This is a genomic window from Micromonospora sp. NPDC049203 (assembly GCF_043197215.1).
Classification (GTDB): Bacteria; Actinomycetota; Actinomycetes; order Mycobacteriales; family Micromonosporaceae; genus Micromonospora.
Genome location: NZ_JBICSV010000007.1, coordinates 184,408 through 198,071, shown reverse-complemented (window position 1 = coordinate 198,071; position 13,664 = coordinate 184,408). Strand labels below are relative to the sequence as shown.

The 13,664-nt window shown below is 74.1% G+C and carries 15 protein-coding genes; 9 read left to right on the top strand and 6 right to left on the bottom strand.

Translation table 11 applies throughout. The features are described from left to right. Positions 1-44: 44 nt before the first annotated feature. Positions 45-1,454 (top strand): glutamate--tRNA ligase, encoded by a 1,410-nt coding sequence (gene gltX / locus ACGFIA_RS20615; RefSeq protein ID WP_357476528.1) that lies wholly within the window; start codon positions 45-47, stop codon positions 1,452-1,454. A gap of 148 nt (positions 1,455-1,602) precedes the next feature. Here gltX and ACGFIA_RS20610 read toward each other — a convergent pair whose 3' ends face one another. Then, positions 1,603-2,202, bottom strand: a complete 600-nt coding sequence (locus ACGFIA_RS20610) for a copper resistance protein CopC (RefSeq protein ID WP_357390317.1) — start codon at positions 2,200-2,202, stop codon at positions 1,603-1,605. Positions 2,203-2,393: 191 nt separating this feature from the next. Between ACGFIA_RS20610 and ACGFIA_RS20605 the strand changes: the two genes are divergently transcribed. Then, positions 2,394-3,062 carry a hypothetical protein gene (locus tag ACGFIA_RS20605; RefSeq protein WP_357390319.1) on the top strand — a complete coding sequence of 223 codons (669 nt, stop codon included), beginning with the start codon at positions 2,394-2,396 and terminating at the stop codon, positions 3,060-3,062. A gap of 58 nt (positions 3,063-3,120) precedes the next feature. Here the strand turns inward: ACGFIA_RS20605 and ACGFIA_RS20600 are convergent, their stop codons facing one another. Continuing rightward, on the bottom strand, positions 3,121-3,450 hold the full coding sequence (locus ACGFIA_RS20600) for a hypothetical protein (protein WP_357390321.1): 330 nt from the start codon (positions 3,448-3,450) through the stop codon (positions 3,121-3,123). A gap of 104 nt (positions 3,451-3,554) precedes the next feature. On the opposite strand from ACGFIA_RS20600, the gene ACGFIA_RS20595 reads away from it, so the two are divergent. The 5 genes from ACGFIA_RS20595 (at position 3,555) to fabF (ending at position 8,593) form a co-directional block, all read left to right on the top strand. Further along, on the top strand, positions 3,555-4,829 hold the full coding sequence (locus tag ACGFIA_RS20595) for a helix-turn-helix domain-containing protein (RefSeq protein WP_357390323.1): 1,275 nt from the start codon (positions 3,555-3,557) through the stop codon (positions 4,827-4,829). Positions 4,830-4,926: 97 nt separating this feature from the next. After that, complete coding sequence (locus ACGFIA_RS20590; protein ID WP_357390325.1) at positions 4,927-6,096, top strand: acyltransferase domain-containing protein; 1,170 nt, start codon at positions 4,927-4,929, stop codon at positions 6,094-6,096. Then, positions 6,097-7,041 (top strand): beta-ketoacyl-ACP synthase III, encoded by a 945-nt coding sequence (locus ACGFIA_RS20585; RefSeq protein ID WP_357390327.1) that lies wholly within the window; start codon positions 6,097-6,099, stop codon positions 7,039-7,041. It abuts the gene before it with no gap. Positions 7,042-7,124: 83 nt separating this feature from the next. Next, positions 7,125-7,364, top strand: coding sequence for an acyl carrier protein (locus ACGFIA_RS20580; RefSeq protein WP_007072348.1), 240 nt, complete (start codon positions 7,125-7,127; stop codon positions 7,362-7,364). A 2-nt stretch (positions 7,365-7,366) separates the two neighbouring features. Continuing rightward, the gene (gene fabF / locus ACGFIA_RS20575; protein ID WP_357390329.1) at positions 7,367-8,593 is read left to right on the top strand and encodes a beta-ketoacyl-ACP synthase II; all 1,227 of its coding nucleotides are present in this window, start codon (positions 7,367-7,369) and stop codon (positions 8,591-8,593) included. 94 nt (positions 8,594-8,687) lie between these two features. Here fabF and ACGFIA_RS20570 read toward each other — a convergent pair whose 3' ends face one another. Genes ACGFIA_RS20570 through ACGFIA_RS20560 form a run of 3 tightly spaced genes read right to left on the bottom strand, consistent with a single transcriptional unit; the run spans position 8,688 to position 11,213 of the window. Then, positions 8,688-8,909, bottom strand: coding sequence for a hypothetical protein (locus ACGFIA_RS20570; RefSeq protein ID WP_357390331.1), 222 nt, complete (start codon positions 8,907-8,909; stop codon positions 8,688-8,690). Positions 8,910-8,963: 54 nt separating this feature from the next. After that, a complete protein-coding gene (locus ACGFIA_RS20565) occupies positions 8,964-10,688 on the bottom strand; it encodes a glycoside hydrolase family 3 protein (protein ID WP_357390333.1) in 1,725 nt (574 codons plus the stop codon). Positions 10,689-10,721: 33 nt separating this feature from the next. Continuing rightward, complete coding sequence (locus ACGFIA_RS20560; RefSeq protein WP_135241468.1) at positions 10,722-11,213, bottom strand: DUF3145 domain-containing protein; 492 nt, start codon at positions 11,211-11,213, stop codon at positions 10,722-10,724. Between the two features lie 326 nt (positions 11,214-11,539). Here ACGFIA_RS20560 and ACGFIA_RS20555 point away from each other — a divergent pair, with 326 nt between their 5' ends. Then, entirely contained in the window at positions 11,540-11,869 is a 330-nt protein-coding gene (locus tag ACGFIA_RS20555) for a hypothetical protein (RefSeq protein WP_013287842.1), read from the top strand. A 21-nt stretch (positions 11,870-11,890) separates the two neighbouring features. Here ACGFIA_RS20555 and ACGFIA_RS20550 read toward each other — a convergent pair whose 3' ends face one another. Beyond that, on the bottom strand, positions 11,891-12,529 hold the full coding sequence (locus ACGFIA_RS20550; RefSeq protein WP_357390335.1) for a carbonic anhydrase: 639 nt from the start codon (positions 12,527-12,529) through the stop codon (positions 11,891-11,893). 147 nt (positions 12,530-12,676) lie between these two features. Between ACGFIA_RS20550 and ACGFIA_RS20545 the strand changes: the two genes are divergently transcribed. Continuing rightward, entirely contained in the window at positions 12,677-13,591 is a 915-nt protein-coding gene (locus tag ACGFIA_RS20545; protein WP_357390337.1) for an alpha/beta hydrolase, read from the top strand. The last annotated feature ends 73 nt before the right edge of the window (positions 13,592-13,664 follow it).

Here is a 13,664-nt window from a genome sequence, read left to right as displayed (position 1 = left end):
CCCCCTGCCGGAAACCCGTAGCGGCCCGCCGTAGGCTGGGGGGCGTGACGGTACGTGTACGCTTCGCCCCTTCCCCGACCGGTATGTTCCACGTCGGCGGCGCCCGTTCGGCGCTGCAGAACTGGATCTTCGCCAAGCAGCAGGGCGGGGTGTTCGTGCTGCGCATCGAGGACACCGACGCGGCACGTAACCGGCCCGAGTGGACCGAGGGCATCCTGTCCGCGCTCGACTGGATCGGCATCGCGCGGGGCAGCTACGAAGGGCCGTACTTCCAGTCCTCGTACGCGGGTGAGCACCGGGCCGCCGCGCAGCGGCTGTACGAGGGCGGCCGGGCCTACTACTGCGACTGCACCCGCGAGGACGTGCAGGCGCGTACCGGGCCTCAGCAGCGCGGCTACGACGGCTTCTGCCGCGACCGCGACCTGGGACCGGGCGAGGGGCGGGCACTGCGCTTCCGTACGCCGGACGAGGGCGAGACGGTGGTGGTCGACCTGGTCCGCGGCGAGCCGACGTTCGAGAACAAGCTGATCGAGGACTTCGTCATCGCCCGCGGCGACGGCTCCCCGGTGTTCCTGCTGGCGAACGTGGTCGACGACATGTCGATGGGGATCACCCACGTGATCCGGGCCGAGGAGCACCTGCCGAACACCCCGAAGCAGCAGCTGCTGTGGGACGCGCTCGGTGTGAAGCCGCCGATCTGGGCACACGTGCCGGTGGTCGTCAACGAGAAGCGGCAGAAGCTGTCCAAGCGGCGGGACAAGGTCGCGCTGGAGGCGTACCGGGACGAGGGCTACCTCGCCGACGCGATGCGCAACTACCTGATGCTGCTGGGCTGGGCGCCCTCGGGCGACCGGGAGATCGTGCCCTGGTCGGTGATCGAGGAGGAGTTCCGGCTGGACGAGGTCAACCCGTCCCCGGCGTTCTTCGACGAGAAGAAGCTGCGCGCGTTCAACGGCGACTACATCCGGGCACTACCGGTGGCCGACTTCGTCGAGGCGTGCCGGCCGTGGCTCACCGGCACCGACATCATCGCCCCGCCGCCGTGGCAGCCCGACGAGTTCGACCCGGCCGCGTTCGCGGCGGTGGCCCCGCTGGCCCAGACCCGGATCGCGGTGCTCAGCGAGATCGTGCCGAACGTCGACTTCCTGTTCCTGGCCGACCCGCTGATCGACGAGGCGGCCTGGGCCAAGGCGATGAAGGAGGGCGCCGCCGAGCTGCTGGACGCCGCGATCGTCGCGTTCGAGGCGCTGGAGTCCTGGGACGCCGAGTCGCTGAAGGCCACGCTGGAGGCGGTCGGCGCGGAGCGCGGGCTGAAGCTCGGCAAGGCGCAGGCGCCGGTACGCGTCGCGGTCACCGGGCGCACCGTCGGCCTGCCGCTGTTCGAGTCGCTGGAGGTGCTCGGCCGCGACCGTACGCTGACCCGGCTGCGCGCCGCCCGCGTACGCCTGGTCTGAGCCACCGGCCCGCGTCCGGGCGCGTCGCGGCCGGGCAGCGGTATCCCTCGTGAGCGATATGCCTCTGAATCATCTTTATGACTCAGAGGCATATCCGTTCGCAGCGGTCGTTGCTCCGCGCTGGCTCACCGAGAGTGTTCGCCGCCGTTCAGCGGCGGGTCGCGCGGCGGCGCACCAGCAGCCCTCCCCCGAGCGCGAGGAGCACCACCACGGCCCCGGCCGCCCAGAGCCAGCCCGTACTCCCGCCGTCGTCCGCCCCGGCGGCTGCCGGGGTGGGGCTCGCCGGGGACGGCGCGGCGCTGGTCGGGACCGCACTGACGGTGGGGGCGGCGCTGGTCGGCGGCGCGCTCGCCGAGGGCGGGGTGCCGGTGGTCAGGGTGAAGCGGACCTCTCCCTTGATCGGATGCCCGTCGTCCGAGGCGAGACGGTAGGTCACGACGTAGAGCCCGGCCGGACCCGGCCGGAACGGCACGCTCACCCGCTTGCCGGAGAAGGCCGGTGCCCCGCCGGTAGCGGCCACGTTGTCCGGGCCGGTCACGGTGACCTCGGTGGTGGCCTCCTTCGGCGTGGCCAGGAACCGCAGCTCGATCCGCTCGGGTGCGGCGGCCAGCCGGGCCCCGTCGCGCGGGTCGCTGCCGGTGAGTGAGTTGTGAGCCGCGGCCGGCGCGGCCGGCAGCAGCGCCGACGCCGCCACCACCCCCAACACCACCGCCCAGGTACGCGCCACACGGGCGACCCTGCCCCCCATGGTTCCCTCCGTCCGGGTAGGATCCGGCCGATGATCATCGACCGTTCGTTGGTCGGTCTCAGCTCGCAGATAGTTCCAAATACTCTTCCACCTGCTGCGACCGAGCGCCGTTATGCGGAGTCTTGTGGTGGACACCGGTCCAGTGTGACCCGCAGCGGAAGCCAGCCATCGAACGGGGCGAGGAGGCGGCGATGATCCGAAGGGTGAAACGGCTGCTGGTCGCCGTGACCGGGAGCGTGGCGGCTCTGGCGTGCTCGCTGGCCCTGGCCGGCACGGCGGCGGCCCAGGCCGCGCCCAAGCCCAAGCCGGCCGCCCCGACCGGCGTGGACATCACCGGCGAACGGCTCGACGCGCCGCTGAAACTGCGCACCGACGTCAGCCCCAACGAGGTCAACCTGGTGATCGACCAGGTCAAGTGGCTGGGCACGACCGGTCAGCTGCGCGGCCCGGCCGCCAAGGACCTCGGTCCGAAATACACGGTGCTGGTGCTCGCCGCCGCCGGCCCGCAGCGCACCTACGACCTGTTCCCGCTGGCAAAGGGCGGTCCGCGGATCTACCGGCCGGGCAAGCAGCCGGATTCGAGCAGCACCCGGGCCGGCTGGTTCTTCGGGCGGCTCAACATGCCCGAGACGCTGCGCTCGGTCGGTGTGCCGATGCCGGCGCAGTTCGACACGCTCGCCGGCGGCGTCGGCGGCGGCGGGGAGCGGGTACTGCCGGAGGAGGCGCTCGACCCGGTGCAGGACCTCGACACCGCGCTCGGCGAACTCCAGCGGCTGCTGCTGCTCAACGTGGGCGTCGTGCTGGTGATCACCGCCGGGCTGGCCGGCATCGCGCTGCTGGTCCGCCGCCGCACCCGCTGAGGCCGGACCGGGCCTCGCCCGACCCGGCCGGAGCCGGATCAGCCCAGTCGGTGCCGCGTCAGCACCAGCGGCGCGGCGGACGCTCGCGGCGGATCGTGCGGTTACGCGGGCGTACCGCGCCGTGCCGGTGGGCGCCCGCCCAGCCCGCCAACTCGCTGCGGCAACTCGGGTCGGCAGGTCCGTCGTCGGCCAGGTGCACCGGCTCCGCCGCCCGCTGCCGGGGCACGCCCGGCTCGTCGTCGCCGCGTTCCGGCGACCGGCCGGCCGGCTGCTCGCCCTGGTGGTGCAGGCACGGCCGGCGCTGGTGCATGGCAGTCGCCGGCTGGTCGTGGCCCCGCCGGCAGGCCTCCCCCTGGGCGCAACCGTGCTCGGCCTCCCCCTGCGCCATCCCGGCCTCCCTCACGCGTCGCCCTCGCCTGCCCGGCCGGAGTCTGGCCCGCCGTGCCCTGACACCGTACTGGCCCGGCCGAACAAGATCGTCAGCGCGTACCGGTGCGGCTCGTCACGCCGCCCCGGGCCCGTCACCTCGACGTGCAACAGCTGGTCACGCCGTGTCAGGCTGGGGCGGTGAGCGAACCGGGCGGAACGGAGACGTCGGCGACGCTGCGCCGCATCGAACGGGCGGCGGGCGGGCTGGCCACCGCCAGCGTGGCCCGGATGGACGAGACGCTGCCGTGGTTCCGGGAGTTGCCGGCCGACCAGCGCTCGTGGGTCATGCTCGTCGCCCAGGCCGGTGTGCGCTCGCTGGTGCAGTGGCTGCGCCAGGGCGGCGGCGCGACCGACCGCACCCAGGAGGTGTCGGACGAGGTCTTCGCCGCCGCGCCGCAGGCGCTGGCCCGCACGATCAGCCTCCAGCAGACCGTGGCGCTGATCAAGGTGACCATCGACGTGGTCGAGGAGCAGGTGTCGGACCTGGCCGTGCCGGGCGAGGAGCAGTCACTGCGGGAGGCGGTGCTGCGCTTCTCCCGGGAGATCGCGTTCGCCGCCGCGCGGGTGTACGCCCGGGCCGCCGAGAGCCGCGGCTCCTGGGACGCCCGGTTGCAGGCGCTGCTGGTCGACGCGCTGCTGCGCGGTGACTCCCCCGACGTGCTGGCCAGCCGGGCCGCCGCGCTGGGCTGGACGGACGCGCCGCCGGTGGCGGTGGCGGTGGGCCGCTCCCCCGGCGGCGAGGTGGCCGCCGTGCTGCACACCGTCTACCGGCAGGCCCGGCGGATCGGCGTCGAGGTGATCGGCGGTGTGCACGGCGACCGCCTGGTGATCGTGCTGGGCGGGGCGGCCGATCCGGTGGCGGCCACGGAGAAGCTGCGTACCGCCTTCGGGGACGGGCCGGTGGTGGTCGGCCCGGCGGTGCCCAGCCTGGACGAGGCCACCGAGTCGGCGCGGGCCGCGCTGGCCGGGTTCCGGGCCGCGCCGGCCTGGCCGACCGCGCCCTGCCCGGTCGCCGCCGACGAGCTGCTCCCGGAGCGCGCGCTGGCCGGGGACACCGAGGCCCGCCGCCGGTTGCGCCACGACGTGTACGCGGCACTGGCCCGCTCCGGCGGTGAGCTGCTGGAGACGCTGGACGCGTTCTTCGCCGCCGGCGGCACGCTGGAGAGCGCGGCGCGGGCTCTGTTCGTGCACCCGAACACCGTGCGCTACCGGCTGAAGCGGATCGCCGAGGTGACCGGCTTCTCGCCGCTGGCCCCGCGCGACGCGTTCGCGTTGCAGGTCGCGGTGACGGTGGGCCGGCTCGACCCGGTGGCGCCGACGGCCTCCGATCGGCGATGACATCCGACGATCTTTGTAGGTTTCCTCCAAAGGTTCTAGTGCGGTTTCGTGCCGTACGTTACAGCGCGGCACGCCGCGATCCGTCAAAGTCGTACACGTGCTCGCCGTACTCTCCCCTGGACAGGGCTCGCAGAAGCCCGGTTTCCTCGCGCCGTGGCTCGACCTTCCCGGCGCCGAGGCGCGTCTGCGCTGGTGGTCGGCGCTGGCCGGGGTGGATCTGATCCACCTGGGCACCCAGGCGGACGCGGACGAGATCAAGGACACCGCCCGTACCCAGCCGCTGCTGGTCGCCGCCGCGCTGCTCGCCGCCGAGCACCTGCCGATGCACGACGTCGGGCTGGTCGCCGGGCACAGCGTCGGTGAGCTGGGCGCCGCCGCGCTGGCCGGGGTGCTGCCGGCCGAGGCCGCCGTGACGCTCGCCGGCGTACGCGGCCGGGAGATGGCCGCCGCCTGCGCGCTGGAGCCGACCGGGATGGCCGCCGTGCTCGGCGGCGACCCGGAGGAGGTGCTCGCCGCGCTCACGGCACACGGGCTGCACCCGGCCAACCGCAACGGCGCCGGTCAGATCGTGGCCGCCGGTCCGCTCGACGGCCTGGACAAGCTCGCCGCCGAGCCGCCCGCCCGGACCCGCGTCATCCGGCTCCAGGTGGCGGGCGCGTTCCACACGCCGTACATGGCACCGGCCGAGACCGCCCTCGCCGCGGTGGCCGCCGGTGTCCCGGCCACCGCCCCGGCCCGGATCCTGCTGTCCAACCTCGACGGCGCGGCGGTCGGGCACGGCCCGGAAACGATGCGGCGGCTGGTCCGGCAGGTCACCGCCCCGGTCCGCTGGGACCTGTGCATGCGTACGCTGGCCGACCTCGGCGTCACCGGCGTGATCGAACTGCCGCCGGCCGGCACGCTGGCCGGGCTGGTCAAGCGGGAACTCAAGGGCGAGGGCGCGCCCGAGATCGTCACCCTGAACACCCCGGCCGACCTGCCCGCCGCACGGCGGCTGATCGCCCGGCACGCCGGCCCCGCCGCCCGCCCGCCCGCGCCGTGGTTCCGGGTGGTGGTCTCCCCCGCCGCGGGCCGCCTCGACCGGTCGGCCGGGCCGGCCGAGGGCGCCGAGGTGAGCGCCGGCCAGGTCCTCGGCCACGTCGCCGGACCGCACGGGCCGGCCGAGGTGACCGCGCACGACAACGGGCTGCTCACCGAGTGGCTCGCGCACCACGACGACCCGGTCGCCCCGGGCCAGCCCCTCGTCCGCATCGGAGGAACGCAGTAAATGGCCGGCAGCCGGATCGTCGCGATGGGGCACTACCAGCCCTCCCGCGTCGTCACGAACGACGAGATCGCACAGATGGTCGACACCAGCGACGAGTGGATCCGGGACCGGGTCGGCATCGCCACCCGGCGGATCGCGGGCGACGAGACGGTGGCCGACATGGCCGCCTCCGCCGCCGGCAAGGCGCTCGCCAACGCCGGCCTGACCGCCGCCGACATCGACCTGGTCGTGGTGGCGACCTGCTCGTCGGCGGACCGCAGCCCGAACGTGGCCTGCCGGGTCGCGGCCAAGCTGGGCATCAGCGCACCGGCGGCGTACGACCTCAACACCGCCTGCTCCGGCTTCGCGTACGCGCTGGGCACGGTGGACCACGCGATCCGGGCCGGCGCGGCGCGTAACGCGATCGTGGTCGGCGCGGAGAAGCTCTCCGACCTCACCGACTGGACCGACCGCTCGACCTGCATCATCTTCGCCGACGGCGCCGGGGCGGCGGTGGTCACCGCGACCGCCGACGACGAGCCGTCCGGTATCGGGCCGGTGGTCTGGGGTTCCGCGCCGGAGAAGAGCGACGCGGTACGGATCGAGGGCTGGCAGCCGTACATCGCCCAGGAGGGGCAGTCGGTGTTCCGCTGGGCCACCACCGCGCTGGCCCCGCTCGCGCTGCAGGCGTGCGAGCGCGCCGGGGTGGACCCGTCGGAGCTGGCCGCGTTCGTACCGCACCAGGCCAACGCCCGGATCATCGACGGCATCACCAAGCGGCTGAACATCCCGAACGCGATCGTCGCCAAGGACATCGTCGAGTCCGGCAACACGTCGGCGGCGAGCATCCCGCTCGCCCTGTCGAAGCTGGTCGAGCGGCGCGAGGTGCCCTCGGGCGCCCCGGTGCTGCTGTTCGGCTTCGGTGGCGGTCTGACCTACGCCGGTCAGGTCGTGCGCTGCCCCTGAGACCCCCTCGGGCGCGAACGCGCCGAGGCGTGTGGCCGGCGACGCCGGCCACCGGTAACCCCCGATGAGAGGAACCAACCGTAATGACCCGTGACGAGATCACCGCCGGCCTCGCCGAGATCCTCGAAGAGGTTGCCGGGGTGAACCCGGACGACGTGGCCGAGGGGAAGTCCTTCACCGACGACCTCGACGTCGACTCGCTCTCCATGGTCGAGGTCGTGGTGGCGGCCGAGGAGAAGTTCGGCGTCAAGATCCCGGACAACGAGGTGCAGAACCTCAAGACCGTCGGGGACGCGGTCAGCTACATCGAGGCGCAGTCCTGACCATGAGTCGCCCCGACGTCGTCGTCACCGGGCTCGGCGCGACGACCCCGCTCGGCGGGGACGTCGCGTCGACCTGGGACGCCATGCTGGCCGGCCGCTCCGGGGTGAGTGCGCTCACCCAGGAGTGGGCGGCGCAACTGCCCGTCCGGATCGCCGCCGAGCTGGCGGTCGACCCGTCCGAGGTGCTCGACCGGGTGAAGCTGCGCCGGCTGGACCGCTCGGAGGCGATCGCCATCATCGCCGCCCGGCAGGCGTGGGCCGACGCCGGCCTGACCGACGCCGCGCCGGACCCGGAGCGGCTGGCGGTGAGCGTGGGCTCCGGCATCGGTGGCGCCACCACCCTGCTCGCCCAGGACGACATCCTGGAGGCGTCCGGACCGCGGCGGGTCTCCCCGCACACCATCCCGATGCTGATGCCCAACGGTCCGGCCGCCTGGGTCGGTCTGGAACTGGGCGCCAAGGCCGGCGTGCACACGGTGGCCAGCGCCTGCGCCACCGGCGCGGAGGCGATCGCGCTGGGGCTGGACATCATCCGCGCCGGCCGGGCCGACGTGGTGGTGGCCGGCGGCACCGAGGCGGTCATCCACCCGCTGCCGATCGCCGGCTTCAGCTCGATGCGGGCCATGTCGACCCGCAACGACGAGCCGGAGCGGGCGTCCCGGCCGTGGGACTCGGGCCGCGACGGCTTCGTGCTCGGTGAGGGCGCGGGCGTGGTGATCCTGGAGCGGGCCGAGCACGCCGCCGCCCGGGGTGCCCGGGTGTACGCGCGCCTGGCCGGCGCGGGGATCACCTCGGACGCGTACGACATCGTGCAGCCGCACGCCGAGGGTGAGGGCGCCATCCGGGCCATCGCCCGGGCGGTCGCCGACGCGGACGTGGCCCGTACCGACATCGTGCACGTCAACGCGCACGCCACCTCCACCCCGGTCGGCGACATGCTGGAGATCGGCGCGCTGCGCCAGGCGATCGGCGACCACCCGGTGCTCACCGCCACCAAGTCGATGACCGGGCATCTGCTCGGCGCGGCCGGCGCGCTGGAGTCGATCGCCACCATCCTGGCCATCCGGGACGGCGTGATCCCGCCGACGATCAACCTGGACGACCCGGACCAGGGCCTGACCCTGGACGTGGCCGCGCACAAGCCGCGTCACATGGAGATCCCGGCGGCGCTGAACAACGCGTTCGGCTTCGGCGGGCACAACGTGGCGCTGGTCTTCACCCGCCCCTGATCGGATGTAAGGAAGGGCCCCTTCTTAACAGTCGCCTGTTAAGAAGGGGCCCTTCCTCTACCGCAGGCGTTAAGAGGGGGCCCTTCCTTACACCTCAGCGGCGGTTGCGGGGGTGCTGCCGGGCGGTCCGCTCGTTGCCGTGCCGGTAGTTGCCGGTCCACCGGGCCATGGTCAGCTGCGGATCGTCGCCGACCTCGGCCAGGAACTGCGCGGCCCGGCCACCGCGAAGCGTGCCGGCGACCCGGCCGTGATGCGTGATGACCACCGTGCCGTCGGCGCGCTCGACGTAGCGGAAACCGTGTGCTGCCTCTCCCATTCGCGCCACCCTGCCAGCCGGCCGCCCCGGGCCGCACCCGAGTTACGGCGGCGGTCAGGTACGGCAGGTGGTGGCGGGCAGGCCGGAGACGGGCACCGGGGAGCGGCCGGCCGGGCGGGCCTTGCCGGCGAGCACCGCGGCGAGCCCGGTCATCGAGGCGCGGGTGGACGAGTAGGTGGCCATCAGCGTCGGCGACTTCGCCCCGGACAGCACGTACGGCGTGTCCATCGCCACCGTCACGGCGGCGTCCGCGCGCAGGTCCTTCGCGCCGTCGCCGTACCCGACCAGGTGCACCACGGTGCCGCCGGAGGGCACCACCTTGACCCCGGCCGCGGTGAGCGCGTCGGTCAGCAGCTTGCGGGTGCGCTCCCGGCCGCCGGAGGACGTGACGCTCACCGGTCCGTTCACCGCGCCGCCGCACTTTCCGCGCAGCACCGTCACCGCGGCGGTGGCCAGGGCGTCGGCGGCCTTGTGGTGGGCGGCGCCGCCCAGCGTGGACAGCGCGGGCGTGTCCCGCCCGGCCAGCCGGAACTTCATGGTCAGCACCCGGGTGACCGCCTCGACCAGGCGGGCCCGGGGCAGCGAGCCGTCCTTGAGCGCGGCGCGCAGCCCGTCGTACGCCTGCTTGACGTTCGGGGTCATCAGGATGAGGTCGTTGCCGGCGTTGAGCGCGCGTACGGCCGCCTCGCCCGGGGACCACTTCTTCGCCGGGGCCATGTTCATCCCGTCGGTGATCACCACGCCCTGGAAGCCGAGCTGGTCGCGCAGCACGTCGGTGAGCAGCTTGCGGGAGAACGTGGCGGCAGTGCCCGGGTCGACGGCCCTGACGTCCAGGTGGGCCGACATGACCGCCATCGTGCCGGCGCCGATCCCGGCCCGGAAGGGCGGGAACGCGAGGCGGTCCAGCTCGGCGCGGGACTGCTTGATCACTGGTAGTTCGGTGTGTGAGTCGTCGGCACTCAGGCCGTGCCCGGGGAAGTGCTTGACGACCGCGCCGACGCCCTCGGCCTGCAGGCCGCGTACCGCGCCCGCCACCTGCGGCGAGGCGGTCGCCGGGTCGGCGCCGAAGGAGCGGGAGCCGATCACCGTGCTGCGGGTCGCCAGCACGTCGGCGACCGGGGCGAAGTCGAGGTTGATGCCCATCGCGGCCAGCTCGGCCCCGGCGGCCCGCCACGCGGCCTCGGTCAGCGCCGGGTTCCCGGCGGCGCCGGCGGCGAGCGGGCTGGGCAGCAGCGTCACCCCGTCGGTGATACGGGTGACCACGCCGTACTCCTGGTCGGTGCCGATCAGGAAGGGCGCGGAGCCGGCGGGAAGCTTGCCGGCGGCGGCGCGGAGCCCGTCGGTGAGCGCCCGGACCTGCTTGGGGTTGTCCACGTTCGTGGTGGCCTGGTTGCCCGAGGTCGGGTCGTCGGCGCTGAAGCCGACCAGGATCACCCCGCCGAGCCGGTACTTGGCCACCATCTCGGCGGGGGTGTCGACACCGGCCAGCGCCCGGTTTCCGGCCGCCGAACCGGCTGAGACCTCGGTGGCCGAGCTGCCGTACGCGTACGGCATCAGCACCTGCCCGACCAGGTCCTCGTCGCTCAGCGTGCGGACGAGCGCGGCGGCCCGGGCGGCCGGGTCGGCGGTCGGCGGGTCACTCGGCGCCGGCGCGGCCGACGACGGCGCCGGGCTCGACGGCGCGGGCCGGGGCCGGTCCGGCCCGTCCGAGCACCCGGAGACGAGCAGCGCGGTCAGTGCGGCGAGCGCGACGGCGGAGCGCCGCGAGGAAATCGACACGCGGCCCACCGTATCGGGGCAACTCGACCTTCGTCACCCGACCCGGGTGAGCAGCGTGACCGGCGCACCGTCACCGGCGTACCGGTAGGGCTCCAGCTCGGCGTCCCAGGCGGTGCCGAGCGCCTTGTCCAGGGCGTGGGCCAGCGCCTCCGGGCCGCGCGCGGCGGCCATCAGGCTGCGCAGCCGGTCCTCGCCGAGCTGGATGTCGCCGGCCGCGCCGACAGCGGCCCGGAACAGGCCCCGACCCGGCACGTACATGAAGCGCTCGCCGTCGACGCCGGGACTGGGTTCCTCGGTGACCTCGAAACGGATCATGGGCCACTGCCGGAGGGCAGCGGCCAGCTCCGCGCCGGTCCCCGGGCTGCCGGTCCAGCCGCACTCGGCGCGACGGGCGCCCGGATCGACGGGCTGCGCCGTCCAGTGCAGGTTGACCGGCGCGGCGAGGACGCGCGCGATCGCCCACTCGACGTGCGAGCACACGGCGAGCGGGGTCGAGTGGACGTATACGACGCCACGCGTTGGCACGGTGACCTCCCGGTGAGCCGAGGTGCGTCTTCCCCTACGACCTCGTCCTGCCGAGCGGTCCCTGGCACACATGATGACTGTTGTGACTGGTGGTGCGCCAGCGAATCGGAAAATTCGCCGGACCCCGGGGGCGGGAAATACCCGGGCGGCGGACCTGGTTGTGCCCTCTGACGCCGCGATCACCAGCCAGGTGTCGTGGTCGTGTACAGTTCTCTGGGCGGTTCTGTGCCGCCGTACATCTTCGCGGGCCGGCGCTCATCCGGGCGTCATCCGCACAGCCCCCGGACGGCTTCCGTCCCCACCGTACGTCTGCAAGGAGTACCTCCGTGGCGAGCAACACCTCTAAGACCGCGCGCGCGTCAGTCCGGGCCGGCCAGGCTGGCCAGGGTGGCGCCCTCAGCGTGCTGGGCGAGTTCAAGTACCTGATCCCGCTCAACGGCGGCAAGCACGCCTACGTGCGCAACCTGACCAACGGCAAGACCGCGCACCTGCGCACCGACTCCGACGCCTTCGTCGAGGAGATCCGCGTGCTGGCCGCCGCCGGCCACGCCGCCAAGATCCGCGCCGAGATCAACGGCCTGGCCGCGTCCTACCCGGACCACGGCTGGGACGCCACCGAGAAGCGCCTGGTCGAGGCCGGTGTCTTCGAGGGCTGAGCACCCTCACCCGCACCACCGCTACCGCCCGCCGGGATCACCCGGCGGGCGGTTTCGCGTCTGCTCCTGCGGCAGCAGCGCCACCTCGCCCGTGGCCAGGTCGTAGAGGGCGCCCTCCACCGCCAGCTCACCGGCCTCCACCGGACCGGCGAGCCGGTCGTCGCGGCGCAACGCGGCCACGGTGCGCCGGACGTGGCGGCGGATGGCCAGCGGGTGCGCGTCCGGGTCGTCCACCCCGACGTCGGTCACCGCCGGGGCGATCCGGTCCACCACGTACGCCAGGTCCCCGCCGGGTCGCCGCCCGGCGCGCAGCGCCTCGACGGTCGAGCCGACCGCGCCGCAGCGCTCGTGGCCCAGCACCATCACCAGGCGTACGCCCAGTTGCTCCACCACGTACTCGATCGAGCCGCGGACGGCCCGGTCCAGCACGTGCCCGCCGGTACGGATCACGCAGATCGAACCGAACGTCTGGTCGAAGATCGCCTCCAACGGAACCCGGGAGTCGATACAGCCCAGCACCACCGCGTACGGCTGCTGGTCGCCGGAGGCCACCGCCGCGGCGGCGGTGACGTCGTGCCCGTGCACCGGCTGCCCGCTGACGAAGCGGCGGTTGCCGGCGAGCAGCTCGGCCAGCGCGGCACGCGGACTGGTGGTCGGCATGTCTCCAGCCTGGTCACCGATCCGACGACGTGGGGCCGGACGGGAATCTTCTCTCCGGACCGGTTGCCGTGGTCTCATGGCGGGTAACGCCGGTGTCACCGCCGGGTCATCCGGTGGACACACATCGGCGGGCCCGGGAGGTGGACGATGCCGGACCTGGAACTGCGGCTCCCCGACGACGTACGGCTGCACGTGTCCGTCACCGGGCCGGTCGACGCCGACGTCACCGCCGTGCTGCTGCACGGCTGGACGCTCGACGGGCGCAGCTGGCACCGCCAGGTCGCCGAGCTGCGGGAACGCTTCGGCGGCCGGGTCCGCGTGGTCACCTACGACGCGCGCGGCCACGGCCGGTCGAGCTGCCTGGCGCTGCGCGACGCCACCCTCGCCCAGCTCGGCGACGACCTCGCCGCGGTGATCGACGAGATCGTCCCGGCCGGTCCGATCGTCCTGGTCGGGCACTCGATGGGCGGGATGACGGTGATGGAGTACGCCCACCGGCACCCCGACCGGTTCGCCGCGCGTACCGCCGGGCTGGTCTTCGTCTCCACCACCGCCGAGGGGCACACGCACACCGCGTACGGCCTCTCCCCCCGGATCACCCGGCTGATCCGCCTGGCCGAGACGACAGGCGCCGGGGTGCTGGCCCGCTGCGGCGGCTGGCGGCCCCCGCACGCGCTGCTGCGCGCGCTGCGCCCGAGCATCCGCTGGATGCTGTTCGGCGACCGCTGCGACCCGGCGGACATCCGGCTGGTCACCTCGGCGGTGGCCCGGGCCACGCTGCGCTCGATCGGCGGTTTCCGCGCCTCGATCGGCGCCCAGCACCGGCTGGAGACGCTCGCCGCGCTCGGCGGGCTGCCGGCCGCCGCGCTGGTCGGCGACCGGGACCGGCTCACCCCGCCGCCCTGCGCCGAGTCGATCGCGGCGGCGCTGCCCACCACGGAGCTGACCGTCTGCCCGGGTGCCGGGCACATGTTGATGATGGAGCGCCCCGAGAAGGTCAACGCCGCTCTGGCCGGCGTGCTGGACCGGGTACTGGCCGACCGCCCGGCGGTCCGCCGCTGAGCGTCCCCGCACGCGGGCGGCACCGACGTACGCCACGTGCGCGGCATGCCCCGGTGTGCCGGTTGCCGGCGGC